Genomic DNA, 22,015 nt, shown 5'->3' on the forward strand with positions numbered 1-22,015 from the left:
GGCGACCCCCACCGCCCGCCCACCTGGCGGGGGGCCCGGAGCGAGGCCCGCCCCCCCCCCGCCGTCGTGTGTGCCTTTCAGGCGTCAGGCCACCAGGCGGTAGCCGACCCCCCGCACGGTGCGGATCTCCGGGGAGGACAGGCCCGCGGCCTGCAGCTTCCGGCGGAGGTTGGACATGTGCGCCTCGACCAGGCGGACGCTGCCCTCCCAGTCGGTCTGCCAGACCTCGCGCAGCAGGGTCTCCCGCTGCAGCACCCGGCCGGGGCGCGAGGCCAGGGCGGCGAGCAGGTCGAACTCGGTGCGGGTCAGGTCGACCACGGTTCCGTCGACGCGGACCTCGCGGCTGTCCTCGTCGACCTCGAGCTCGGCCAGCTTGAGCACCGACTCCTCGACCGGGGCCGGTCGCGGCTCGGGGACGCGCGGCCGCCGCAGCATGGCCTGCACGCGGGCGACCAGCTCCCGGGGCGAGAAGGGCTTGGCCATGTACCCGTCGGCGCCGACGGCCAGGCCGATCAGCAGGTCGACCTCCTCGGCGCGCGCGGTGAGCATGAGGACGTAGCACTGGCTCTCGGCGCGGATCTGCCGGCACACCTCGGTGCCGTCGGCGTCGGGCAGGCCGAGGTCCAGGACGACGACGTCGGGCGCCGCGCGCCGGATCTCGACCATGGCCTCGGCACCGGACCCCACCCCGCGGACGTCCATGCCGGCCTTGCGCAGGACCGTGCAGACCAGTTCCCGGATCTCCTGGGTGTCCTCGACGACGAGCACGGACTGCTCGGCCACGACGTCCCCCTCCGCTCGACCAACGTCCTCCGGTGACGGCACTCCCGTCACCTGAGCGGGTGATCGGCAGCGCCCGGAGGGGCCTTGAGCTGCCGGTGAGCGCCTCCCCCCAAGGGATGAGGCGCCGGTCAGGGAACGGTCACCGCCGGAGCTCCACGGCCACGGACTCCGTCGGCGCCGTCCGGCCGCGGTGGACGGCGTGGACCGCCAGCCCCCGGCCGGCGCCCAGCCGGGTCACCGCGTCGACCACCGGCTCCTCCGCCCCCGCGGACATCACCGAGAAGGCGACGACGACCCGGCCCTCCGCGGCGAGCACCCGGTCGACGACCTCCCACGTCCGGGACGCCCCGGCGTCCCAGAACGCGCGGACGTTGAACGACACGACGACGTCGAACGGCTCGCTGCCGAGCTCGGCGTCGTGGACCAGCGCCGCCACCAGCCCCACCCGGCCGGCGTCGACGGCGGCCCGGTTCCGGCGGGCGGCCGCGGCGACCATGGTCGGCGACCGGTCGACCGCGAGCACCTCGGCGCCCCGCTCGGCCAGCAGCGCGACGAGCACGCCGTGCCCGCAGCCGACCTCCAGCACCCGCTGCCCCGCCGTCGGTGCGACGACGGCCGCGGTCCACGCCAGCCGTTCCGACGCGCCCGCCACCGGCATCAGTTCAGCCGGCGCGTGCCCGGCGGCAGCACGCCCCCGCCGACGAGGTCGGTGGCGCAGTCCTGCAGTGCCGTGAGCGCCACCCGCTGCGGGTTGGGGCCGGTGGACACCCGGGCCACACCCAGCTCCTGCAGCGCCCGCACCGACAGGGACGCCTGGGGGACGGCGAGCACTGACAGGCGGCCCGGACCCAGGCCGTCGACCAGCGCGGCGATCTCCGCCCGGTCGACCACCCCGGGCACGAAGACCACCGGCGCCCCGGCGTCGAGGTAGGCGCGTCCGCGGCGCACCGCCTCCTGCACGAGCTCCCTCCGGTCGGCGTCCGGAGCCGCGCGCAGGAGGACGTCGGTGCGGGCGTTGAGCACGAAGTCGACACCCGCGGCACGTCCCGCGGCGAGGACGGCCTCGACGGCGGTCACCGACTCGTCCAGCGGCCGGCACGCGTCCTCGAGGTTGCCGCCGACGACGCCGAGCGCGATCGCCCGGCGGGCGGTCTCCCCCGGGTCGCCGTAGCCGGCCTCCATGTCCATGCTCACCGGGAGGTCGACCGCCGCGGCGATGCGGCCGACCATGTCGAGGTGCAGGTCGAGCGGGATGCGCTCGCCGTCCTCGTAGCCGAACGTCGCGGCGATCGAGTGACTGGCCGTGGCCAGGGCCGTGACCCCGGGCGTCCGCGCGACCACCGTCGCGGAGACGACGTCCCAGACGTTGACGAGCACCAGGATCTCCGGCGCGGTGTGCAGGTCGAGCAGGGTGCGGGCGCGAGCGGCGAGATCGGGCACGGCGCCGAACCTAGGTGGTCACGCGCCGGCAGTGGGGTGGCGTTCCCGCGGGAACGCCTCACCCCTTGGGGGTCGGGCCTGCGGGAGGACTCAAGGCTCCCGGGCCGCAGGACGACGGAGAGGACGCCCGAGACAGAGGGCGCCGCCGGGGCCCGATGCCCCGCCCAGCAGGAGGACCGCGATGATCGGTCTCACCCGCCGCACCGGCGAGTACTGCCGCCTCGACCCCGACTCCATCGAGCGGGTCGAGGCGCACCCGGACACGGTCGTCCACCTGACCGACGGGGTCCGCTTCTGCGTGCTGGAGACGATCGACCAGATCATCGCGCGGGTCCGCGAGGACCGCGCCGGCGTGATCGCCGCCTGCTACGTGCTCGACCGCGGGGAGGACCCCGACCCGATGGGCCTCGGGCGCACCCCCGTGGCGCCCGAGGCCCACGGGCCTGCTCCGGCGGTCCCCGTCCGGCGGTCCTGACTCCCCGCGCGGGCGGGTCACCCCGCCGTCGGGACCCCGGGACGGCAGGCCACCGACAGGATGTAGTCGAACCAGCGGCCGCCGCTCTCGGTCAGCGGGACGGGGCCGACGAGCACCGCCGTGGTCCAGTCCGGCACCCCGCCCCCGGTGCACTCGGCCTCCTCCCGGATCTCGGCGCGCAGGCCGGCGAGGGCGCTGCGGACGTCGGGGTACGGGAGCGCGATCGCCGCGGAGTGCCAGGTCACCGCCTCGGCGACGGCGCGGTCAGCGGTCGACGCCGTCACGCTGCACCCCCGAGAAGACGAGCTCGAACGCGCTGGACGCGTCCTGGAAGCCGTTGCCGGCCGAGTCGGGCAGTGTCACGGTCGCCCGCAGGTGGTCGACCCCGCCGGAGGCGAGGCTCGCGGCGCCGTCCAGCTCCTCGTCCATGACGATCGGGCCGGCGTAGAAGGTGTCGACCTCACCGGCGCAGGTGTAGGAGTCCCCCACCGCGTCCCACGGCGACGAGCAGGACTCGAGCAGCAGCTGCAGCCCGTCCCGCACGTCGCCGTCCAGCACGCTGGACGCGGTCGCGCGGACCGCCAGCGAGACCGAGGACATCGCCACCGTGCCGTCGTTCACCAGGTCCATGACCGACTGCGAGCGGTCCCCGGGCACCCAGCCGCCGCTGACGAACGGGACGGTCGCCTCCTCCGCCGCCTCGGACAGCGCGATCGACAGCACCCCGGTGTCCACCTGCGTCAGCACCGGGGTGGTGCTGTCGGTGAAGGTGCCGAAGGTGCCCAGCCCGGCGACGGCCGCTGCCGCGGCGACGACGCCGATCGAGCCGGTGATGCGCGCGCCGTTCCGGCGGGTCGGCGCGGGGTGGGAAGTGGTCCTCACGGGGGGTCTCCTCGCACGGTCTCGGGCGACGGGCTCCCCGTCGACAGCACCGACTCTGGGCCCCGCACCGCAGGTCTCCCGCCGCGGATCCGCAAGCCTCCCGCAAGAACCGGAGCCGGGCGGACGGGAACGCCGACGTCCGGCGCACGCCATGATGAGGCGGTCACGAGACCGCGTGACGGTGGTGGGAGGCCTCGACCAGCGGAGCTCCGGATGACGAGCCCGAGCCGTTCCGCGAATCCCCCACGCCGTCCCCCCACGTGGCGGCTGGTCGCCACCGTCGCGGTCACCTACGCCGCGGGCTCCGCGTTGTCCTTCGCGCTGTTCTCTCGCCGGCGACCGGCCGCTGCAGGACGACGCCGTGCTGCTCCGCCTGCGCCTGCGCGGCGGCGTCGAGCCGGACGGCGCGGGCGGCGCGACCCCGCTGCGCCAGGCCCGGCCGCACCGGCGCGGGCTGCGCCTGGTGGCCGACGACCCCACCGGCTGATCGCGGCCGCGGAGCCGGCTCCCGGAGGAAGTCGCCGGCTCAGCGTGCGCGACCGGCGGCCTGGACGCCGCTGAACCCGAGGTTGACGGTGGCGGTCAGGCCCTGCATGTGGCTGCCGGCGGTGGTGGGGAGGGAGATCGTGAAGACCAGGTTGTCCGTGCTGCCCGGCCGGAGGCTGTTCGGCGCGGGCAGCGCCGCGGTGCTGATCACAGGGCCCGAGTAGAGGGTGCGCTGTGTCTGCTCGCAGGTGTAGGTCGGCATGTCGTCGGTCCCGCTGCGCGTCCACCGCCTCGAGCACTGCTCCAGGGTCAGTTGGAGGCCGTTGACCTTGTCGGTGACCAACGCGCTCGTCGGGGTGGCGGTGGTGGCGAGGTTCAGCGAGGACAGGGCCACCGTGCCGGTGTTGTCGAGGTTGAGCGCGCGCGTCAGCGAGCTCCCGGGGATGAAACCGGCGGTGCTCACCGGGACGGTGTTCGCCAGACCGCCAGGAGCGCCGATGTCGATGTTGAGCTCCCCGGACTGGACCGTGGTGGCGACGGACGCGCGGTCGTTGAAGGCGCCGAACGTCGCGAGGCCGGCCACGGCCGCAGCCGTTCCGATCGCACCCACCGCCCCGATGACCGTGGCGGTCCTGGTGCGGCGAGTGGCAGCGCGGCGTCTCAACCTCATGCCGGATCTCCCGATGGTGTCCTACAGGTCGTGCGGTCAGTTCCGTATCGGCACGCCCGCCCCTGACCTTGAACCAGGTACACGGGTGCGATGTCGATCACGGCCCTCCTGTGCCCGCACCTGCTCTCAGGAGTCCGGGTCGTATCCGATCTCCCGGACCTCCTGGGTGCATCGGCAGCTGCGGGCGAAGCGAGCCGCCCAGTCCAGCGCCTCCGCCCGCGACGACACCTCGATGATCGCGAACCCCCCGATGACGGCCTTCGTCTCCGGGACCGGTCCGTCCGTGATCGCCCCGTCGGTGCCGACGAGGGTCGCCTGCTGGCGCTCGATGCCGCCGCCGAAGATCCAGACACCAGCGTCCTTGGCCTGCTCGGCCACCGCGCGCGCGGCATCCCCCACCTCAGGCAGGTCCTCGGCCGGGATGTGGCCCATCGAGCCGTCATCGAACGAGATCAGGTACCGCTGCATCTGGCGACTCCTCGATTCGGGGCACCGCGACTGCCAGGTCGTGGTGGCGGCCCGTCCGGCCGCGCTCACGAGCGCATGACCCCGTGCGCCGCCGGAACTCATCGGTGGAGCCCGCTCGCTGAGGTGGTCGTCGACCGCTGTCGCCGGGAGGCGGGCCCTGTCGCCGTCCGGCGCAGAGGCGGCGTCCTCCCTGCTGGACTCCGAGGGTGAGCCCGGCGCCTGACCGTCGCGACGTGCCGTCGGATCCCGTACGGACCGCGCCGGCCCTGTTCCCCCGACCGCTGCGCGGGCCTAGCGTCGGCTTCCCACGGGGGCCGACGACGGCGGCGGGAGACTCGCCATGTTCGCTCAGCTCATCCAGGGCAGGACGTCGGACGCCGAGGCGGTGCGGACGGCGCTGGACAAGTGGATGCAGGAGCTGCAGCCCGGCTCGGTCGGCTGGCTCGGCAGCACGATCGGGGTCGCCGACGACGGCCGGTTCGTCGCCGTGGCCCGCTTCGAGTCGGCCGAGGCCGCGGCCCGCAACTCGCAGCGGCCGGAGCAGTCCCGGTGGTGGGAGGAGACGCAGCGGCTCTTCGACGGCGAGGTGACCTTCGCCGACAGCGATGACGTCCAGGTCGACCTGACCGGGGACCCGGACCGGGCCGGGTTCGTGCAGGTGATGCAGGGCCGGGTGACGGACACGGAACGGGCCAAGGAGCTCGTCGCCCGGATGTCCACCGAGGACATGGCGGGCTTCCGCCCCGATGTCCTCGGCAGCGTGATGATGACCTACGAGCCGGACCGGTGGGCCCAGGTCATCTACTTCACCTCCGAGGCGGAGGCCCGCGAGGGCGAGAGCAAGGAGGCCCCGTCGGAGGTGCAGGCGGTCATGGAGGAGCTGATGGCCCTCAGCCCGGAGCCACCTGACTTCATCGACCTGCGGCGGCCCCTCCTGTACTCGCCGCCGGCAGCCGGCACCGGACTGCCGGGGCCGCGTGGGGCGGCGGAAGCAGCGCAGGAAGCTCAGCGGTCGACGTGAGGCGCAGCGCGACCCGCGCCGACTGAGCGAGACGTTGCCGCGGGAACGTCCGTCTGGCGCGCCCCGCACCGTCGAGTGGTGCTCGAAGAGGCGCCGACTGCGCTGCTGGGCGAGGGGCTTCGCACGGCGGGTGTCGGCGGCTACGGTCGGCGGGGCCGGCGCTGCCGGCGGCGGCTGAGCCACGGCCCCGGGAACGCGCACACCGGAGGCGCGTCGTGCCGGTCGAGGTCGTCGAGCTGTCCATCCGGGAGCCGGATGTCGCCCAGGCCGTGCTCGCCGATCTCTACCGCTCGGAGCGCCCGCTCGCGTTCTCCGGCGTCCGCGGGTCGTTCACCTGCGAGCTCCGGTCGGGGACGGCCGGTGACCTGACCGCGGACCGGCTGCGGTTCACCGCGGGCCTGCGCTGCGCGGTCGCTCCGCTGAGCGACCTGGTGGTGGCCAGTCCGGTGAGCGGTGGGTGCCGGTACGTGGCGGGCCGGGAGCAGGTCACCACGGGACCGGGCGTGGTGTTCCGGTGCCCGACCGGCGTGCCGTTCACGAACGAGTGGGACGACGTGGACGTGGGCATCGTGCGGCTGCCGTTGGCGGTGATCGAGCGGGTGGCCGAGGAGCGGCTGGGGATGCCCGGCGCCGAGGTCCGGTTCGACGGGCTGCGCCCGGTGTCCGAGCCGATGCGCCGCACGTGGTTGGGGCTGATGCGGTTCGTGCACCAGCAGATGGCCGACCCCGGCAGCGGGCTGGCCGAGCCGCTGGTCGCAGCGCAGCTGGCCGACCTGATGGCGGCGGCCGCGCTGACGGCGTTCCCGAACACCACGATGACGTCGGGCTACCTGCCCGAGGCCGGCGCGGTGGCGCCGGCGGTGGTGCGCCGGGCGGTGGCGTTCGTCGACGCGCACGCCTCGCTGCCGATCACCGTCAGCGACATCGCCCGCGCCGCCGGGGTCGGCCCGCGGGCGCTGCAGCTGGCCTTCGCCCGCCACCTCGGGCTGGCCCCGATGGGCTACGTGCGGCGGGTGCGGCTGGAAGGCGCGCACCGGGAGCTGCAGGCCGCCGACTCCACCGCCGGGGACACCGTGGCGGTGATCGCGCTGCGCTGGGGGTTCGCCAAGCCGGACCGGTTCGCCGCCGCCTACCGCGCCGCCTACGGGGTGACCCCCGCCCACACCCTGCGCACCTGATGGTCCTGGGACTGACATCGCCCTGCGAGTTGACATCACCTCACGAGCGGGAGAGGAGGGCGGCATGGGAACCCCCACACCGGGAGCACTACGGCGGCATGAGTACGCCACGTCTGACCCGGGCGAGGCGCGAGAGCTCATCGACGACCTCTTCGGCGGCCGGCTGCAGCTGAAGGCTTCCCCGGACACCAGATGGGAGGCCAGCGTCAGGATGCTGGACGCGGGTGCATTCAGCATCAGCGATGTCATGGTGCCCGCCGACCTCACGTTCGACTTGGCCGGCCAGGACGACGTCCTCATCTCCGTAGCCGTCGCCGGTGCCATCGGGTACGACCGCGGGCACGACCTCGAGCGGTACGTGCCCGGGGACGTGTTCATCGCCAATCACCCCGACACCCGAGCCGTCGCCGACAGTCATGAAGCCCGGACCCTCAGCGTCGCCCTCCCACAGTCACTGCTCACGGACGTCGCCCGGGCACTCCCGCCACGAACGAGCCGTGGCGGTTCACCGCCTCGCAGGCCACTCCCGGCGGAGCTGCTCGATGGCGGCAGGTCACCCGCTTCGTCGACGACCTGCTCGCCGAGCCCGAGACCGCCGCCTCCCCGCTGCTGATCGGGCCGGCCGCGCGGCTGCTGGCCGCCACCGCCCTGGCGGTCTTCCCTAACACCTTGCTGCCGCCGCCCGCTCCGGCCGATCGCACCGACGGCCATCCCGGCACGCTCCGGCGCGCGATCACGTTCATCGAGGCCAACTGCGATCGCGAGATCGGTCTGGCCGACATCGCCCGGGCCGCCTACGTCACCCCGCGCGCGGTGCAGCTGGCGTTCCGCCGGCACCTGGACACCACCCCGACCGCCTACCTGCGCCAGGTGCGGCTGGCCCAGGCGCACCGGCAGCTACGCGACGCCACCCCCGGCGACGGGGTCACCGTGACCGCCGTCGCCGCCCGCCGGGGCTTCACGCCCAGCCGGTTCACCGAGCGCTACCGCGCCGCCTACGGCGAGCTGCCCAGCCGCACCCTGCGCACCTGATCGGCGGCACGCAGCCGACGGCCCTCAAGTCCCCGGCGCAGCTCCTCCGCCCGCTGCCGGCAGGCGCCGGCCTCGGCGCGCGGCGGACTCGACCGCGGCGGCCCGCGCCCACATCCGCAGCGCCAGGCGCCGTTGGGCGTCGGCCCGGGTGCGCGCCCACGCCGCCCGGCCACGGTGCGGCCCGCACGGGTCGGTGGCGCCGGCGGCGTCCGCGACGGCCGCGACGTCGTCGTAGCTCAACGCCACGAGTTCCACGGTCGCCGCGGCGTCCCGGATCGCCGCCACCGACGCGCGCAGGGCCGCGACGCGCTGCTCCGCCGGCGACTGCTCCGGCAACACCGTCACGGCGCGAGCGTGACCGGCCGTCCTCAGGCCGGCTAGACCGCAGGCGAACGGTCACCCTGCAGACTCGCCTGAAGGCGAAGCTGCAGCCTGGCCACCTCCCGCCGCGACGATCGCAGCGTCGTCAGCTTCGAGGTCACGACAGCAGCATCGGCGCACCGACGCATGTCCGAGTGGGCCGCTCGGACACCGGCCGGCTCGCCCGGGAGGTGGCTTCAGGGGCAGCTGTCCGGCCGCACCTGGCCGGTGCAGTCTCGAGCCGTCACGATCCGGTGGTACACCGACGGCGACCGAGCCGAGCGGGCGCGGATCGCGCGCGAGTCGCTCGAGCGGGATGAGTTGCTGATGACGTTCGCCCGGTGGCTGAGTGATCGCGCGGGCCATGACGGGCCGGTCACCGTGCCGGAACTCATTCCGGAGACGGAGGCCCGCTTGATCCGGTTGCTGCGGGAGGGAACGGCTCCGCCAACCGCTTGAGCGCTGTTCCGACGGTGACCGGCCGGCGGAGCGCACCGGGCGTCCTCAGTGGGCCCCCGAGGGCACCACCGCCAGGCCGGCCCCGACGGCGGATCACCCCGCAGCGCGGCCGATGACTTCGTGGCTCCCGGCCGGTCCACGCTCGTGACACCCGAGGAAAGGACCGGCCATGTCGGAGCTTCTCGTCGACTTCATCACCTCCCTCGACGGCTACGCATCGGCAGAGGGTTGGCCCGGGTTCTGGGGCCTCGAGGGCCCGGAGTACCTCGCATGGCTCGGCGAGCAGCCCGAGGTCACCTACCTGATGGGAGCGAACACCTACCGCCTGATGTCGGGCTTCGCCGCCGGCGAGGTGCCGGATGCCCAAGACGAGTTCAGGCCCGAGGAAGAGGCGTCCATCGACGAGCTCACGCGGGCGTCCAAAGTGGTGTTCTCCTCCTCACTCGAGGAGCCACTGACGTGGGCCAACTCCACGCTCGTCCGTGGCGACGCCGTCGAGGCGGTGCGCGCCATGAAGGAGAACGGCACGGGGCTGCTCAGCACGATCGGCAGCCTCAGCCTGTGCCGGTCCCTGCTGAGAGCCGGACTCGTCGACCGCTTCCGGGTCGGGATGTTCCCGGTGATCACAGGGGCCACGGGCGCAGAACGCATCTACGACGGTTATCCGGACGTCGCCCTCGAGATGATCGAGCACCGCACCTTCGACGGCCGCATCCAGCTGGTCGAGTACAAGCCCCGCGTGCTCGAGCACCCGCCGCTCGGCGCCCCTGCGTGACGTCGCCCCGTCCGCCGGTCCGGACGGCCGCCCGGAGTACGGACGGCGGTCGACCGGCTGGTGGCCGCCGCGGCCGCATGGGGCCGGCGAGGACTCGCTAGTCGTCTCGCTCGTGGATCGCCTGGGCAGTGGATCGCGAGGACCGGGTCCGGACGAGTGGCAGTTCGCCGGTGAGGACCAGGTGCTCGGCGATGTTCCGCACCTTGACGTTCCTGCTCATCGAGACGGTCGCCAGGGCTTGGAACGCCTGGTCGGGGGTCATCTTGTGGCGCTCGATCAGGATGCCCTTGGCCTGCTCGATGACCGCCCGGGTCTCGAGCGCGATCTGGAGGTTGTCGGCCGCCTCCCGGGCCCTGCGGTACGCCTGGACGGTGCCGGCCGCGACTGCCGCGTAGGGGGCGAATCCGGTGGCCACCGCCCGACTGGCCTCGTCGAAGGCGTCCGGCGTCCGGGCGTAGATGTTCAGCGAGCCCGCGACCTGCTCCTCCCCTGTGATGATCAGCGGAACGGCCAGCACACTGAGGACGCCGCGTTCGGCGACGTACCGCGCATAGTCCACCCATCGGCTCTCCGTGCGCGTGTCGCCGATCTCGACCAGCACGCCGCTGCGGGCGGTGTGCAGGCACGGCCCGTCCCCGCGGTCGTACTGGACTTCATCGAGACCGAGGGCCAGTGGCCCGGTGTCGACGACGGTGCTCGGCTCGCCCTCGATCAGCAAGGTGACCGACGCCTCGGAGTCCCCCGGCATGACGCGCTTGGTGAGGTCGGCCATCGACTGCAGCAGGCTGTCCATGGAGAGTTCCCGCAGGGACCTCTGGCCCAGGTGCTCCAGTGCCTCGGCGGCTTCCGTGGATCTCCGGTTCTCGCTGCGGGCCACCGCGGGCCTCCGGTCTGGTTGATACCGGGGGTGCGACCTCGGCGGCGAACCCCGAGCTGGGCTCCGCATCTGCGCTACGCCACTGCCTGACGCAACAGGGACGCCCAGGTGCTGAACCCGGCGTCCGGACGAGCCTACGCGCCTCACCGAGCAGCCGTTCGGCGGCTCGCGCACGGGCCGAGCGAGCGCGGAGGCCATCAGCCGAGCAGCGACAGGTCCAGAGGAGGGACCGGCCCGGCGGGCTGCTTCCCCCGTGACGAGCCGCCGGCTGTCCCTCGGCGCCTCACCGTGAGGGACAGGTGCGGTCGGCCGGCAGACCTCGGCCCGACCGGCGCACCGGTCAGGGCGCCAGTACCGTGGCCGATCAGCCGTCGTGGTTCCGACCACGAGCGTGACGGTCAGGCCTCGCCGGTCCGGCGCGACGGCCGGCGGGCCGCTCGCTGCCAGAACGGACGGCGCCCCCGCTGCACCCGTCGGTCGGGAGGTACGGTGAGGCCGAGCGTCGGGCAGGTCTCGCGCTCCTCGTGCGTCTGACCGAGGCGTACCCGAGCACCGACCCTGCCGTGCGGGGTCCTGGAGCCGAGGTCGCCCCGCCGCGCACGCGGCTTCATCCGGAGGGCGAACGGCATGTCCAGCAACCTCGACGCGCACCGCCCGGACCCCGCCGAGGCGCTGGAGCAGCTCGGCCGCCTCGCCCTGCGCGAACACACCATGCAGTCCCTGCTGCAATCGGTGGCCGACCTGACCCAGGAGGTCATGCCCGGCCACCCGGAGACGTCGGTGTCCCTGCTGATCAACGACAAGCCCAGCACCGCCGTCTACACCGGACGGCTGGCCATGGACTGCGACGAGAGCCAGTACGGCCGCGGATACGGCCCCTGCCTGCACGCAGCCAGCACCGGCGAACTCGTGGAGATCGCCAACATGCAGACCGAGACCCGGTGGCGGGACTACACGGCACGCGCCGTCGAGCACGGCGCCCGCAGCTCGCTGTCGGTACCGCTGCCGATCAGCGAGGGCGTCCGCGGGGCGCTGAACATATACGCCCGCGAGCCCGACGTCTTCGACGAGGACAGCCGATCGGTCGCCACCCGCTTCGCCCCCTACGCCGCCGTCGCCGCGGCGAACATGTACGCCTACGAGGACGCCCGCGACATGGCCGAGCACTATGAGCGTGCCCTGGGATCCCGGGCGGGGATCGACCAGGCCAAGGGCATCCTCATGGAGCGCTACAAGCTCACCCCTGACACGGCCTTCCAGGCCCTCGCCAGGGTGTCGATGCAGACCAACACCAAGGTCAGAGACGTCGCGGAGACTCTCGTGAGGACCGGCGTCTTCCCACCCTGACCCGGCCCGCCTCGACGTCCGGGTACGAGACGGGCGGCCTGAGGCCGCCTCCAGAGATGCCTCTCGCAGCCGGACGAACCTGCCCGTGACGGCTCTCGTCACCATCACGTCACTGGAGGACACGCACGATCGAGAGGGAGGGCCGCACCGGCGCTCGCTACCTCGTCGACGACGACGTCTCGCCAGGGGCCCGCGCCACGGTGGGGTGCAGGCCGGTCCGCCAGCGAAAGGACGCCTCGGCGGGGATCGTCAGGGGCAGGTGGTCGGGCGCGGACGGCCGGGCGAGCAGGTACCCGCTGGCGGAGTCCACCCCGAGGGCGCTGAGCGCGGTCAGCTGAGGCAGGGTCTCGACCCCCTCCGCGATGACGTGCGCGCCGATGGCCTGCGCCAACGTCACGATGCCGGCCACCAACGCCGCGCCGCGAGCCGTCCCCAGGTCGTGGACGAAGGACTTGTCCACCTTGATGACGTCGACCGGGAACTCACGCAGGCGGGCCAGCGAGCTGTAGCCGGTCCCGAAGTCGTCGATGGCGATCGCCACCCCCAGGTCGCGTATCCGCTCCAGTACCTCCCCCGCCCGGGAGCAGTCGGCGAGCACCGACTCGGTCACCTCGATCCCGAGGCGATGCGGGGGCAGGCCGGCCCGGTCCAGCTGGGCAGCGAGCCGGGCGGGGAACCCGCAGTCGGCCAGCTGCTGGGGGGCCACGTTGACCCACACCCGGAGCTCCGGGAGGTGCGCCCACCGGCCGGCCTGCTCGACGGCTCGGGCGAGGACCAGCTCGCCGATGCGGTGGATCAGCCCCGTCTCCTCGGCGACCGGGATGAACTCCTGCGGACCGACGAGGCCACGGACGGGATGCCGCCACCGGACCAGGGCCTCGACGTGGCAGATCCGCTCCACCCGGAGGTCGAAGGCGGGCTGGTACTCCACCACCAGCTCGTCCCGCTCCAGGGCGTGGCGCAGGTCGTTCTCCATCTCGACCCGGTGCATCGACTCCACGTGCATCTGCTCGTCGAACCAGACAGCCCGTTCCCGTCCGGTGTCCTTGGCGCGGTAGAGCGCCGCGTCGGCCTCCCGGAGCAGGATGTCGAGATCGGCCGGACCGGTCGCCGTGGCCAGGCCGACGCTGACGGTGACGAGGAGGCGCGCACCCACCTCTACCGGCTCCCGGCTCGCCTCGATGACCTCCTGGGCGAACCGGCCGGCCTCCTCGGCGGAGCGGTCCACCAGGACCACCACGAACTCGTCGCCACCGAAGCGGGCCACCGCATCCGCCGGACCGGCCAGAGCGGCGAGACGGCGAGCGAACTCGCCCAGCAGGCGGTCGCCTGCGCCGTGCCCCAGGCTGTCGTTGACCAGCTTGAACCGGTCCAGGTCGATGAAGGCGACGGTGAGGCGGGCCTCCGGCCGTCCGGCGAGGACCCGGTCCACCTCCTGCAGCAGCCCGGCGCGGCTCAGCAGACCGGTCAGCTCGTCGTGCGTGGCCCGGTGGGCCAGGTCGCGCTGCGCCCGTTCGGCTGCCGCGCGGGCCGCCCGCTCGGCGGCCAGCAGGCGTTCCCGCTCCCGCTCCATGGCGCGCCGCTCGGAGATGTCCCGGAAGTAGATGGCGATCCCGCCCCGGCGCAGGGGGTACACGCGGGCCTCGCACCACAGATCCGCCCCGTCGTAGCGCGCCTCGAGGGTGGCGGTCCGTCCGGTGCGCGCGACCTGGCGGTAGGTCTCCTCGAACTCGGTGCCGAGCAGGGCGGGGAACCGCTCCCAGATGTCCTCGCCCACGACCTCGTCACGGCAGACGCCCAGCCGGGCCTCGGCCTGTGCGTTGATGTACGTCATCCGCCAGTCGGCGTCGACGCCGATGTACATGTCGCTGATCGACTCGAGGTTGTCGATGAGCTCGGCCGCCGTCCGCGTGGTCGCCTCCGACCGCGCCGCCTCGGCCTCCGCCGTGCTCACGTCCCGGAAGGACACGTACGCCCGCCGGGAGTCCCCGTCGAGGAACGTGGCGGTGGTGACCTCGGCAGGGAAGGTGGACCCGTTGCTGCGGCGCAACCGGAACACCCCGCGGAACACACCTTCCCGGGCCCGGGTCTCGAGCGCCTGCCTCCACCGGGGGTCACGCCGGTCGACGACCCCGTCCCGGCCCAGCTCGACCAGCTCGAGCTCCGTCCGGCCGAGCAGCTCGCAGGCCCGCGCGTTCGCACCGAGGGTGCGCCCGTCGGCCGAGGTGATCAGCACCCCGTCGAGACCGTGGACGAACAGTGCCTCGTAGACGCTGCTGCGCAGCGTCGAGGGAGCCGACTCGAGGATCACACCGGCGTATCGGCGGATCGACGGTTCCGGTTGACCGTGTTCCGCAATTCGGGTGAGCCGGTTCTGCCGGGGCGCCCCGTGCCTCGGAGCGGCGATCACGGCCTCCCCGGGTCGCGTGCGGTGGCCGGCCGGTGGGCCGGCAGGCGGGAACGTCTCGAGTATCGGTCGGCGCACGAGGGGGTCGTGCCGGACGACGGGGCGCGATACCGATGGGTCCGATCGGCGCCGGCGATGGCCGGCAGCGGACCGTGCCGCGGATCAGTCGCCGAGGCGCTCCCGGCACCGCCGCCGGTAGGCGTCCAGGAACGCGCGACCGGCAGCCCCTCGGACGGCCTCGTCCCTGGTCGCGACGCCGAGTTCCCACGTCGGCGCACCGCCGAGGGTGGCGACCGCGAGGTCCCCGAACAGGGTCTCGTCCACGCAGGCCAGCGGGCCGCACGCGATGCCCATCCCGCGGCGGACCAACGTCAGGACGCCGAACCACTCGTCCACCTCGAGACGCACGCGGCGGGGCAGGTCGCGCTCGGCGAACATCCGGTCGAACAGCTCGCGGACCCACCACCCTCGCGGCAGGTCGATCAGCGGCTCGTCGACCACGTCGCCCAGTTCCACGTCCCGGCCCCCCGCGAGCCGGTGCCCCGGCGGGCAGAGCAGGACCAACGGCGTGCTGAGCAGGGGATCGAAGCGCACGACCGGCGTCGTCCGGTGCGTCAGCGGCGTGATGGCGAAGTCAGCCGTGCCCTCGGCAACCAGGCCGAGGAGGTCGCGCGCGCCGTCGTGGAGCACGCTGATCGCCACCCCCGGATGCTGCTCCTGGAAGGGCCGGATCGTCTCGAACACGTCGACGTCCCTCGGCACTGCCACCGTCGCGACGCGGACGAACCCGCGGAGCAGACCCGCGACCTCGGCGACGGCGTCACGAGCCCGCTCGGCGTCGTGCAGCGCCGCCCGGGCGGGCTCGAGGAGAGCACGGCCGGCGTCGGTCAGCTCGGCACCCTTGCGGCCGCGGGTGAACAGGTCGGTGCCGAGCTCCTTCTCCAGTCCCAACAGGGACGCAGACAGGCTCGACTGGACCATGTACAACCGCGCCGCGGCGCGGGTGAACGAGCCCTCCTCGACCACCGCCAGGAAGTACTCCAGCTGCCTGAGCTCCACCCCGACCGCCTCCGTCCACCCTCTCGGAACGTCCAGCCCCCCGGGGGCGCCCGACCCGGCCGCGGCACCTATCCCTGCTGCCCCAGGTTGGTGACGAGGTTGACGGCCACGGCGATGACGACGGTCCCGAACAGGTACGACAGCAGAGCGTGTCCGAGGGCGACCTTGCGGATCGACGTGTCCTGGAGCTGGGTGTCCGGCATGGCGAAGCTCATCCCCACGGTGAACGCGACGTAGGCGAAGTCGCTGTAGGCGGGCGGTTCCCGCTGGCCGAAGTCGATGCCGCCGTCCCCGCCGGAGTAGTACCAGCGTGCGTACTTGAGGGCGAAGACCGTGTTGACCAGCGCCCACGACAGGATTACCACCAGGACGCCGAGCAGCACGGTGGCGACGCCGACAGCGTCCCCGGAGCCGGACCGGACGAGGCCCTCGACGACGGCGGCGAGGCTGGCCACCGCCGCACCCAGCACGGCCGTGTCCGTGACCCGGGTCCGCCCCTCCTCCTCGGCCAGCCGTTTGGTCCCCTCCGCGTCGCGCGGCCAGCTGATCCGCCACACCCAGAACAGCAGGCCGCCGGCGGCGACGGCCCAGCCGACGAGCACCGCGATCTCCGGGACGCCGGCGACCGTGGTCAGTCCGGCCGCGACGAGGCCGCCGCCGAGACAGATCATCAGGCGGCGCCACGACAGGATCGTCGGCCGCCGGCCCGCCTCCACCGCCGTCCCGCCGCCTGCGGCGCTCACCCCATGGCCCCGCACCGGGCCGGCGACGGCCCGGCGCCGGCCCACCGTCCGGCGTGGCGCCGGGGACCGGGGCGGTCCGCCCGTCGGCGCTTCAGCCACCCGGACGGAACACGGCACGGACGCACCCGTCCTCCTTGTCCTTGAACATCCGGTAGCCCTTCGGCCCGTCGTCGAGCGGCATCACGTGGGTGGCGAGGTGCTCGGTCCTCACCTCGTCCCGGCTCATGCGGTCGAGGATCTCCGGGATGTAGCGGTGCCCGTGCTGCTGGGCGCCGCGCAGGGTCAGCGCCTTGTTCATCACCGCGCCGAGGGGGAACTTGTCCACGAGACCGGCGAAGACGCCGAGGGTGAACACCGTCCCGCCCTTCCGGCAGGAGTAGATCGCCTCGCGCACCGCCGTGGGCCGGTCGGTCTGCAGCCGCAGCTGCTGCTTGACCTGGTCGTAGAGGTACTGCGGGCCCGGGCTGTGCGCCTCCATGCCCACCGCCTCGATGCAGACGTCCGGTCCCCGCCCACCGGTCATCTCGCGCAGCTCGGCGGGGACGTCGACCTCCTCGTAGTCGAGGGTCTCCGCCCCGATGTGCGTGCGGACCTGCTCGAGCCGGTTGTCGTACCGGTCGATGACGACGACCCGCTCGGCGCCCATGAGCATGGCCGCGCGGGCGGCCATCTGGCCCACTCCCCCGGCACCCCACACCGCGACGACGTCACCCGGCCGGACCTCGGCCTGGTGCGCCCCCGTCCAGCCGGTGGGTGCGGCGTCGGAGGCGAACAGCGCCCGCTCGTCGGAGACGCCGTCGGGGACGGCGAACGCCCCCTGGTCGGCGTAGGGCACCCGGATGTAGGGCGCGTGGCTGCCCGCCCACCCGCCCATCGCGTGGGAGTAGCCGTAGCAGCCGCCGATGGCCTGTCCCCACAGCGCCTCGGTGATCCCCGGGTTGGGGTTGCCGTTGTCGCACAGCGACCACAACCCCTGCCGGCAGTACCAGCACTGCCCGCAGCTGGTGAAGGAGACCACCACCACGCGGTCGCCCACCCGGTGCTTCGTCACGCCGCGGCCGACCTCGGCGACCGTGCCCATGAACTCGTGCCCCAGCACGTCGCCGGCGCGCATGGCGGGGATGTAGCCGCCCACCAGGTGCAGGTCCGAGCCGCAGGTCGCGGACAGTCCGACCTCGAGGATGATGTCGTGGTCGTTGAGGATCTTCGGCTCGGGGACGTCCTCGACGCCGATCTCGTTGACCCCGCGCCAGGTCACCGCCTTCACCGGACACCTGCCCTGGGCGCCACCCGGGTCCACGCCTCGAGGAGCGCGCCGCCGGGGGTCGCCGTCCGCTTGCCGTGCGGCGCGGGGTCCACCGCCAGCACCTCACCCACCTCGATGAGCTGCTTGGCCCGGCGCAGCGCGGACCGCAGCTCGGCCTGAGGGTCGCTGCCGCTCAGCCGGCTGAAGGCGGGTCCCGACGACGGCCGGTCGCGCAGCCGGGCCGCCAACTCCGTGCCCTTGCCGCCGGGGGCCGGGCGGACGCGGACCTCGATCCGGTCGCCGAGCTCGGCCAGGGGTGCGGGCAGCTGCGCGGTGTCCACGTCGGACGGCTCCCGGTAGACGGTCACCACGAGCCACCCGGACGCCGGCTCCCCCGCGCCGGCCGGCCGGGCGGCGGAGGGGTCGATGGCCGACCGCACCTGGCGGACGACACTCCCGCCGGCGCGGGCGGCGAGGGACGCCACGTTCCCGATGGAGCTGGTCATGCCCGACCCCCCGCGGCGGCGGCCTGCGGGGCCCGCGCGAACTCCTGCACGATGCGCTGGCAGAAGGCCGGCAGGTCGTCGGGCGACCGGCTCGTCGTGATGTTGCCGTCGGTGACGACCTCCTCGTCGACCACCTCGGCCCCGGCGTTGCGGAGGTCGGTGCGCACGCTCGGCCAGGACGTCAGCCGGCGGCCGCGCGCGACGTCGGCCTCGACGAAGTTCCACGGGCCGTGGCAGATCGAGGCGACCGGCTTCCCCGACTGGACGAAGTCCCGGACGAACTGCACCGCGGCGGGTTGCATCCGCAGTTTGTCCGGGTTCACCGTCCCGCCCGGCAGGAGCAGCGCCTCGAAGTCGTCGACCGACACCGCGCCGACCAGCTGGTCGACCGCGAAGGTGCCGGCGTCCTCGAGGTCGTGGTCGCGCGCCTGGATCTCGCCGCTGGTGATGGAGACGACGACGGTGCGGGCGCCGGCGTCCTCCAGCGCCTGCCGCGGCTGCTCCAGCTCCACCCGCTCCACCCCGTCGGCCGCGAGGATGGCGACCCGACGTCCGTTCAGCTCGCCTGCCACCTCAGGCACCCGCCCCCGCCGGGTGCAGGACGACCTTCGTCCAGCCGTCGTCCCGCTGGTCGAAGTGCTCGTAGGCCTCCGGCGCGCGGTCGAGGGGCAGCTCGTGGCTGACGATGAACGACGGCTCGGCCTTGCCCGCGGCGATGAGGTCGCGCAGCTGCCGGTTGTACTTCTTGACCGGCGCCTGGCCGCTGCCGATGTGCTGGCCCTTGAACCAGAACATGCCGAAGTCGAAGGCGAGCTTGCCCTGCTTGGCCAGATCGTCGCTGGCCCCCGGGTCCTGGGGCACGAAGACGCCGACGGTCCCGATCTTCCCGGTGAAGCGCACCGAGGCGACCAGCCGGTTCATCGTCAGGTTGGCCTGCTCCTGGCCGTCGGGCTCGTGCGCCTGGTAGCCGACGCACTCGCAGCCGTTGTCCGCCCCCAGCCCCATCGTCTGCTCGAGAACGGCCTGCACCGGATCGACCTTGGAGTCGTCGATGGCGATCGCGCCGATCGACTCGGCCAGCTTGAGCCGGTCGGGCTGCCGGTCGACGACCATCACCTTGCTGGCCCCTCGGATGGTCGCCGAGAGGGCGGCCATCAGCCCGACCGGGCCGGCGCCGTAGATGACCGTCTGGTCGCCGGGCTTCACGCCGGCCATCTCGGTGGCGTGGTAGCCGGTCGGGAAGATGTCGGCGAGCATCACGTAGTCGGTCTGGCGCTGCTCGGCGTCCTCCCCCAGCCGCAGGCAGTTGAAGTCACCCCAGGGCACGCGCAGCAACTCCGCCTGCCCACCGGCCCAGGGGCCCATGTCGGCGAAGCCGTAGGCAGCGCCGGCCATGTTCGGCTCCGGCTGCGCGGTCAGGCAGTAGTTCGTGAGCTGCTGCTCGCAGTTCTTGCAGTGCCCGCAGGCGATGTTGAACGGCAGGACGACGTAGTCCCCCACCTGCACCTTGTCGACCCCGTCGCCGACCTCGATCACCTGGCCCAGGTTCTCGTGCCCGAACCAGCGGCCGGTCTCGAAGTCGGTCCGGCCCTCGTACATGTGCAGGTCCGAGCCGCAGATGTTCGCCGAGGTGATCCGCACCAGGACGTCGGTCGGCCGCTCGATCCGCGCGTCCGGTACGTCCTTGACGCTGACCTGCCGCGGACCTTCGTAGACCACTGCCTTCATGCTGTCTCCCTCGTCGCGGGTGTGCCCCACCGCCCGTGCCCGGGCCGGGATCCTGATTGCACCCGGCGGAGCAGGGGGCCGGTATCGGCAGACATGCCGATACCGGGCCGACGCACCCGCTGCAGCAGCCGTCATGGGTCGGCCTGCCGATGGAGACCCGCCCGGCAACGCGCCACAGTGCCGAGCGTAGGGCTCACGGACGGCGGTTCAGACCTGGTGCCGGCGACCGCGGCGGAGCACGCGAGGACGGACCATGCCGATCGAGAGCACCCATCGAGTCGCGACGCGAGTCGCCCCATGTGGCGCGGCACCACGACGACGCCCTCCGGAGGAACGTCGCGGAGGAGCCGGCTCGGATGCTGCGGGGACCGGGACGTACCAGGAGGCACCCGGCGCCTGTCGACCGCCCGGGGGTGGCGCGCCCGGCGCGGTGGTGCGCGACATCGGCCGATCGACCGATGCCCACGCGCCGTGACCGGTCCTAGCGTCGGAGCCGCGGTCGAACGACGGAATCCCCACGACCGGCGCTGCACGGTGCCTCCGGGAGCGGACATGGATCATGCGACGTTCACGCGCACCGCGGCCGAGCGGGCCGGGCTGCCCGAGGAGACGGCGGAGCGGATCGAGAACGCGACACTGCGGACCCTGGCCGACCGGATCAGCGGCGGTGAGGCCCAGGACCTCGCGGCGCGGCTCCCGGCCCGGCTCCAGGACGACCTGCGTCCCCCGCGCGAAGACGCGGAGGCGTTCCGGGTGGACGAGTTCGTGCGTCGGGTCGCCGAACGCAGGGACGTCGGTCCGGACGAGGCCCGGACCGGGGCCGCCGCCGTTCTGACCACGGTGCGGGAGGCGGTCACGCCCGGGGAGTTCGACGACGTCCTCTCCCAGCTGCCGCAGGAGCACCGGGAGCTGGTCGGGCCGATGGCCTGAGCCCGCAGGCGTCGGCCGACGGCCGGAGGAGCAGGACGGCAGCACGTCAGGAGGAGCCCGGTGATCCAGTACGCGACGTTCATCCAGGCCGTGGGAGCCCAGGCCGGCGCGGCCGAGACCGAGGAGGCTCGGCGGGCGGTGGAAGCCGTCATCGCCGCCGTGGCCGCCTCGCTGGAGGAGTCCGACCGCGAGCGGTTGGCCGCGGTCCTGCCCGGCTCGCTCCGGGGCGCCGCCGAGATCCGGGGGCCGGGTCTGCACCCCGACAGCGGCGCCGCCCTGGTCTCCGCGGTGAGCGCCGGGTCCGGGTGCCCGGCCGAGCGGGCCCGCTTCTACACCCAGGCGGTCCTGTCCACGCTGGCCGGCTCCGAACCGGAACTGGCCAGCGCCCTCGCCCGGCGACTGCCGGACGGTGAGGAGCTGTTCTCCCCCATCGACCAAGGCGTTCCGCCGCGCGGCTCCGGGGTGCCGATCGGCCTGACCCCGCGACTGCTCGAGCGGGAGGAGATCGACCGCGCGCTCGCCGCCTTGGAGGGCTGGGAGGGCGACGAACACCGCCTGCGGCGCACCGTCGTGCTCCCGCCCGAGCGCCAGCGGCCCCTGCGCGACGCCGTTGCCCGCGCCGAGCTCGACGTGACCCACCACGCGCGGGTCGAGCAACTGCAGGACGCGGTCACCTTCGAGGTCTGGACGCATTCGCTCGACCGTGTCACCGACATGGACCTCGAACTCGCCCGGCGGATCGACGCGGCGATCGCCGCAGTCGGGTCCTCGGGCTGACCCGCCCACGGCCCGCCGGACACCGACGGCCACGACCAGGAAGGCAACCCTGTGACCGATCCGATCACCCCCGACGAGATCGTGCGGTACCTGCAGGACGTCGACTACCCGGCCGGCAAGGACGCGCTGGTCGCCGCCGCCGAGCGGGCGGGCGCCCCCGAGGCGGTGGTCCGCAGCCTCCGGGCCATCCCGGTGGTCGAGTACCGCAACCGTGCGGAGGTGGCGCGGTCGGTGCCCGTCGACCCCGGAGCCGGCCGGTCGGCGAGCCGGGCGGCCGAGCAGGCCCGCACGCGTGCCCCGAGCGGTGTCGCCGAGCACATGCGCGAGCCCCGGTAGGACCGGTCATCGGCACCCGTCATCACGCCG

The 22,015-nt window shown here is 73.6% G+C and carries 27 protein-coding genes; 11 read left to right on the forward strand and 16 right to left on the reverse strand.

The features are described from left to right. Positions 1–84 precede the first annotated feature (84 nt). The 3 genes from ACI78Q_RS21005 to ACI78Q_RS21015 all read right to left on the reverse strand — a co-directional run bounded on the left by ACI78Q_RS21005 (position 85) and on the right by ACI78Q_RS21015 (position 2,223). On the reverse strand, positions 85–783 hold the full coding sequence (locus ACI78Q_RS21005; RefSeq protein WP_456925400.1) for a response regulator: 699 nt from the start codon (positions 781–783) through the stop codon (positions 85–87). A gap of 139 nt (positions 784–922) precedes the next feature. Then, on the reverse strand, positions 923–1,441 hold the full coding sequence (locus tag ACI78Q_RS21010) for a class I SAM-dependent methyltransferase (RefSeq protein WP_456925401.1): 519 nt from the start codon (positions 1,439–1,441) through the stop codon (positions 923–925). Next, positions 1,441–2,223: an isocitrate lyase/PEP mutase family protein gene (locus tag ACI78Q_RS21015; RefSeq protein ID WP_456925402.1), complete on the reverse strand. Its 783-nt coding sequence runs from the start codon at positions 2,221–2,223 to the stop codon at positions 1,441–1,443. Before ACI78Q_RS21015 ends, ACI78Q_RS21010 begins: the two co-directional genes overlap by 1 nt. A gap of 181 nt (positions 2,224–2,404) precedes the next feature. Between ACI78Q_RS21015 and ACI78Q_RS21020 the strand changes: the two genes are divergently transcribed. Next, entirely contained in the window at positions 2,405–2,698 is a 294-nt protein-coding gene (locus tag ACI78Q_RS21020; RefSeq protein WP_456925403.1) for a flagellar FlbD family protein, read from the forward strand. A 17-nt stretch (positions 2,699–2,715) separates the two neighbouring features. On the opposite strand, the gene ACI78Q_RS21025 is transcribed toward ACI78Q_RS21020, so the two are convergent. Further along, entirely contained in the window at positions 2,716–2,982 is a 267-nt protein-coding gene (locus ACI78Q_RS21025; protein ID WP_456925404.1) for a hypothetical protein, read from the reverse strand. Continuing rightward, a complete protein-coding gene (locus ACI78Q_RS21030; RefSeq protein ID WP_456925405.1) occupies positions 2,963–3,580 on the reverse strand; it encodes a hypothetical protein in 618 nt (205 codons plus the stop codon). Before ACI78Q_RS21030 ends, ACI78Q_RS21025 begins: the two co-directional genes overlap by 20 nt. A 361-nt stretch (positions 3,581–3,941) precedes the next feature. Between ACI78Q_RS21030 and ACI78Q_RS21035 the strand changes: the two genes are divergently transcribed. Then, entirely contained in the window at positions 3,942–4,067 is a 126-nt protein-coding gene (locus ACI78Q_RS21035; RefSeq protein WP_456925406.1) for a hypothetical protein, read from the forward strand. Between the two features lie 39 nt (positions 4,068–4,106). Here ACI78Q_RS21035 and ACI78Q_RS21040 read toward each other — a convergent pair whose 3' ends face one another. Both ACI78Q_RS21040 and ACI78Q_RS21045 read right to left on the reverse strand, forming a co-directional pair. Further along, on the reverse strand, positions 4,107–4,676 hold the full coding sequence (locus ACI78Q_RS21040; RefSeq protein ID WP_456925407.1) for a TasA family protein: 570 nt from the start codon (positions 4,674–4,676) through the stop codon (positions 4,107–4,109). A 186-nt stretch (positions 4,677–4,862) separates the two neighbouring features. Then, positions 4,863–5,204, reverse strand: coding sequence for a YciI family protein (locus ACI78Q_RS21045; RefSeq protein ID WP_456925408.1), 342 nt, complete (start codon positions 5,202–5,204; stop codon positions 4,863–4,865). A gap of 340 nt (positions 5,205–5,544) precedes the next feature. Between ACI78Q_RS21045 and ACI78Q_RS21050 the strand changes: the two genes are divergently transcribed. From ACI78Q_RS21050 to ACI78Q_RS21065, 4 genes are all read left to right on the forward strand, one after another. Continuing rightward, positions 5,545–6,225 (forward strand): hypothetical protein, encoded by a 681-nt coding sequence (locus ACI78Q_RS21050; RefSeq protein WP_456925409.1) that lies wholly within the window; start codon positions 5,545–5,547, stop codon positions 6,223–6,225. A 215-nt stretch (positions 6,226–6,440) separates the two neighbouring features. After that, the gene (locus tag ACI78Q_RS21055; RefSeq protein ID WP_456925410.1) at positions 6,441–7,403 is read left to right on the forward strand and encodes an AraC family transcriptional regulator; all 963 of its coding nucleotides are present in this window, start codon (positions 6,441–6,443) and stop codon (positions 7,401–7,403) included. 64 nt (positions 7,404–7,467) lie between these two features. After that, positions 7,468–8,016, forward strand: a complete 549-nt coding sequence (locus tag ACI78Q_RS21060; RefSeq protein ID WP_456925411.1) for a hypothetical protein — start codon at positions 7,468–7,470, stop codon at positions 8,014–8,016. 56 nt (positions 8,017–8,072) lie between these two features. Beyond that, complete coding sequence (locus tag ACI78Q_RS21065) at positions 8,073–8,435, forward strand: helix-turn-helix transcriptional regulator (RefSeq protein ID WP_456925412.1); 363 nt, start codon at positions 8,073–8,075, stop codon at positions 8,433–8,435. A gap of 24 nt (positions 8,436–8,459) precedes the next feature. Here the strand turns inward: ACI78Q_RS21065 and ACI78Q_RS21070 are convergent, their stop codons facing one another. After that, on the reverse strand, positions 8,460–8,780 hold the full coding sequence (locus ACI78Q_RS21070) for a hypothetical protein (protein WP_456925413.1): 321 nt from the start codon (positions 8,778–8,780) through the stop codon (positions 8,460–8,462). A gap of 643 nt (positions 8,781–9,423) precedes the next feature. Between ACI78Q_RS21070 and ACI78Q_RS21075 the strand changes: the two genes are divergently transcribed. After that, entirely contained in the window at positions 9,424–10,029 is a 606-nt protein-coding gene (locus tag ACI78Q_RS21075) for a dihydrofolate reductase family protein (protein WP_456925414.1), read from the forward strand. Positions 10,030–10,126: 97 nt separating this feature from the next. On the opposite strand, the gene ACI78Q_RS21080 is transcribed toward ACI78Q_RS21075, so the two are convergent. Continuing rightward, entirely contained in the window at positions 10,127–10,822 is a 696-nt protein-coding gene (locus ACI78Q_RS21080) for an ANTAR domain-containing protein (RefSeq protein ID WP_456925415.1), read from the reverse strand. A gap of 711 nt (positions 10,823–11,533) precedes the next feature. On the opposite strand from ACI78Q_RS21080, the gene ACI78Q_RS21085 reads away from it, so the two are divergent. Continuing rightward, positions 11,534–12,253, forward strand: a complete 720-nt coding sequence (locus ACI78Q_RS21085; protein ID WP_456925416.1) for an ANTAR domain-containing protein — start codon at positions 11,534–11,536, stop codon at positions 12,251–12,253. Between the two features lie 157 nt (positions 12,254–12,410). On the opposite strand, the gene ACI78Q_RS21090 is transcribed toward ACI78Q_RS21085, so the two are convergent. The 7 genes from ACI78Q_RS21090 to ACI78Q_RS21120 all read right to left on the reverse strand — a co-directional run bounded on the left by ACI78Q_RS21090 (position 12,411) and on the right by ACI78Q_RS21120 (position 19,942). Beyond that, positions 12,411–14,564 (reverse strand): putative bifunctional diguanylate cyclase/phosphodiesterase, encoded by a 2,154-nt coding sequence (locus ACI78Q_RS21090; RefSeq protein WP_456925417.1) that lies wholly within the window; start codon positions 14,562–14,564, stop codon positions 12,411–12,413. Positions 14,565–14,822: 258 nt separating this feature from the next. After that, positions 14,823–15,719, reverse strand: a complete 897-nt coding sequence (locus ACI78Q_RS21095; RefSeq protein ID WP_456925418.1) for a LysR family transcriptional regulator — start codon at positions 15,717–15,719, stop codon at positions 14,823–14,825. Positions 15,720–15,787: 68 nt separating this feature from the next. Continuing rightward, positions 15,788–16,462, reverse strand: a complete 675-nt coding sequence (locus ACI78Q_RS21100) for a DUF1345 domain-containing protein (RefSeq protein ID WP_456925419.1) — start codon at positions 16,460–16,462, stop codon at positions 15,788–15,790. A gap of 91 nt (positions 16,463–16,553) precedes the next feature. Continuing rightward, positions 16,554–17,729, reverse strand: a complete 1,176-nt coding sequence (locus ACI78Q_RS21105) for a zinc-dependent alcohol dehydrogenase (protein WP_456925420.1) — start codon at positions 17,727–17,729, stop codon at positions 16,554–16,556. Further along, positions 17,726–18,214 carry a hypothetical protein gene (locus ACI78Q_RS21110; protein WP_456925421.1) on the reverse strand — a complete coding sequence of 163 codons (489 nt, stop codon included), beginning with the start codon at positions 18,212–18,214 and terminating at the stop codon, positions 17,726–17,728. Before ACI78Q_RS21110 ends, ACI78Q_RS21105 begins: the two co-directional genes overlap by 4 nt. After that, positions 18,211–18,786 (reverse strand): type 1 glutamine amidotransferase domain-containing protein, encoded by a 576-nt coding sequence (locus tag ACI78Q_RS21115; RefSeq protein ID WP_456925422.1) that lies wholly within the window; start codon positions 18,784–18,786, stop codon positions 18,211–18,213. The genes ACI78Q_RS21110 and ACI78Q_RS21115 overlap by 4 nt, the downstream gene beginning before the upstream one ends. Position 18,787: 1 nt before the next feature. Beyond that, a complete protein-coding gene (locus tag ACI78Q_RS21120) occupies positions 18,788–19,942 on the reverse strand; it encodes a glutathione-independent formaldehyde dehydrogenase (RefSeq protein ID WP_456925423.1) in 1,155 nt (384 codons plus the stop codon). A 552-nt stretch (positions 19,943–20,494) separates the two neighbouring features. On the opposite strand from ACI78Q_RS21120, the gene ACI78Q_RS21125 reads away from it, so the two are divergent. From ACI78Q_RS21125 to ACI78Q_RS21135, 3 genes are read left to right on the forward strand one after another with little or no spacing between them, the layout of a single operon-like run. After that, positions 20,495–20,872 (forward strand): DUF2267 domain-containing protein, encoded by a 378-nt coding sequence (locus ACI78Q_RS21125; RefSeq protein WP_456925424.1) that lies wholly within the window; start codon positions 20,495–20,497, stop codon positions 20,870–20,872. A 60-nt stretch (positions 20,873–20,932) separates the two neighbouring features. Continuing rightward, entirely contained in the window at positions 20,933–21,649 is a 717-nt protein-coding gene (locus ACI78Q_RS21130) for a 4a-hydroxytetrahydrobiopterin dehydratase (RefSeq protein ID WP_456925425.1), read from the forward strand. A 51-nt stretch (positions 21,650–21,700) separates the two neighbouring features. Continuing rightward, entirely contained in the window at positions 21,701–21,985 is a 285-nt protein-coding gene (locus ACI78Q_RS21135) for a DUF2795 domain-containing protein (RefSeq protein WP_456925426.1), read from the forward strand. The last annotated feature ends 30 nt before the right edge of the window (positions 21,986–22,015 follow it).

It is taken from the genome of Geodermatophilus sp. SYSU D00705 (genome assembly GCF_054050135.1).

Excerpts from the sequence above, each read along its gene's own strand:
- ACI78Q_RS21010 (WP_456925401.1), bottom strand. The coding sequence starts at position 1,441 with ATGCCGGTGGCGGGCGCGTCGGAACGGCTGGCGTGGACCGCGGCCGTC.
- ACI78Q_RS21020 (WP_456925403.1), top strand. The coding sequence starts at position 2,405 with ATGATCGGTCTCACCCGCCGCACCGGCGAGTACTGCCGCCTCGACCCC.
- ACI78Q_RS21045 (WP_456925408.1), bottom strand. The coding sequence starts at position 5,204 with ATGCAGCGGTACCTGATCTCGTTCGATGACGGCTCGATGGGCCACATC.
- ACI78Q_RS21050 (WP_456925409.1), top strand. The coding sequence starts at position 5,545 with ATGTTCGCTCAGCTCATCCAGGGCAGGACGTCGGACGCCGAGGCGGTG.
- ACI78Q_RS21060 (WP_456925411.1), top strand. The coding sequence starts at position 7,468 with ATGGGAACCCCCACACCGGGAGCACTACGGCGGCATGAGTACGCCACG.
- ACI78Q_RS21075 (WP_456925414.1), top strand. The coding sequence starts at position 9,424 with ATGTCGGAGCTTCTCGTCGACTTCATCACCTCCCTCGACGGCTACGCA.
- ACI78Q_RS21080 (WP_456925415.1), bottom strand. The coding sequence starts at position 10,822 with ATGGACAGCCTGCTGCAGTCGATGGCCGACCTCACCAAGCGCGTCATG.
- ACI78Q_RS21085 (WP_456925416.1), top strand. The coding sequence starts at position 11,534 with ATGTCCAGCAACCTCGACGCGCACCGCCCGGACCCCGCCGAGGCGCTG.
- ACI78Q_RS21110 (WP_456925421.1), bottom strand. The coding sequence starts at position 18,214 with ATGACCAGCTCCATCGGGAACGTGGCGTCCCTCGCCGCCCGCGCCGGC.
- ACI78Q_RS21120 (WP_456925423.1), bottom strand. The coding sequence starts at position 19,942 with ATGAAGGCAGTGGTCTACGAAGGTCCGCGGCAGGTCAGCGTCAAGGAC.
- ACI78Q_RS21125 (WP_456925424.1), top strand. The coding sequence starts at position 20,495 with ATGGATCATGCGACGTTCACGCGCACCGCGGCCGAGCGGGCCGGGCTG.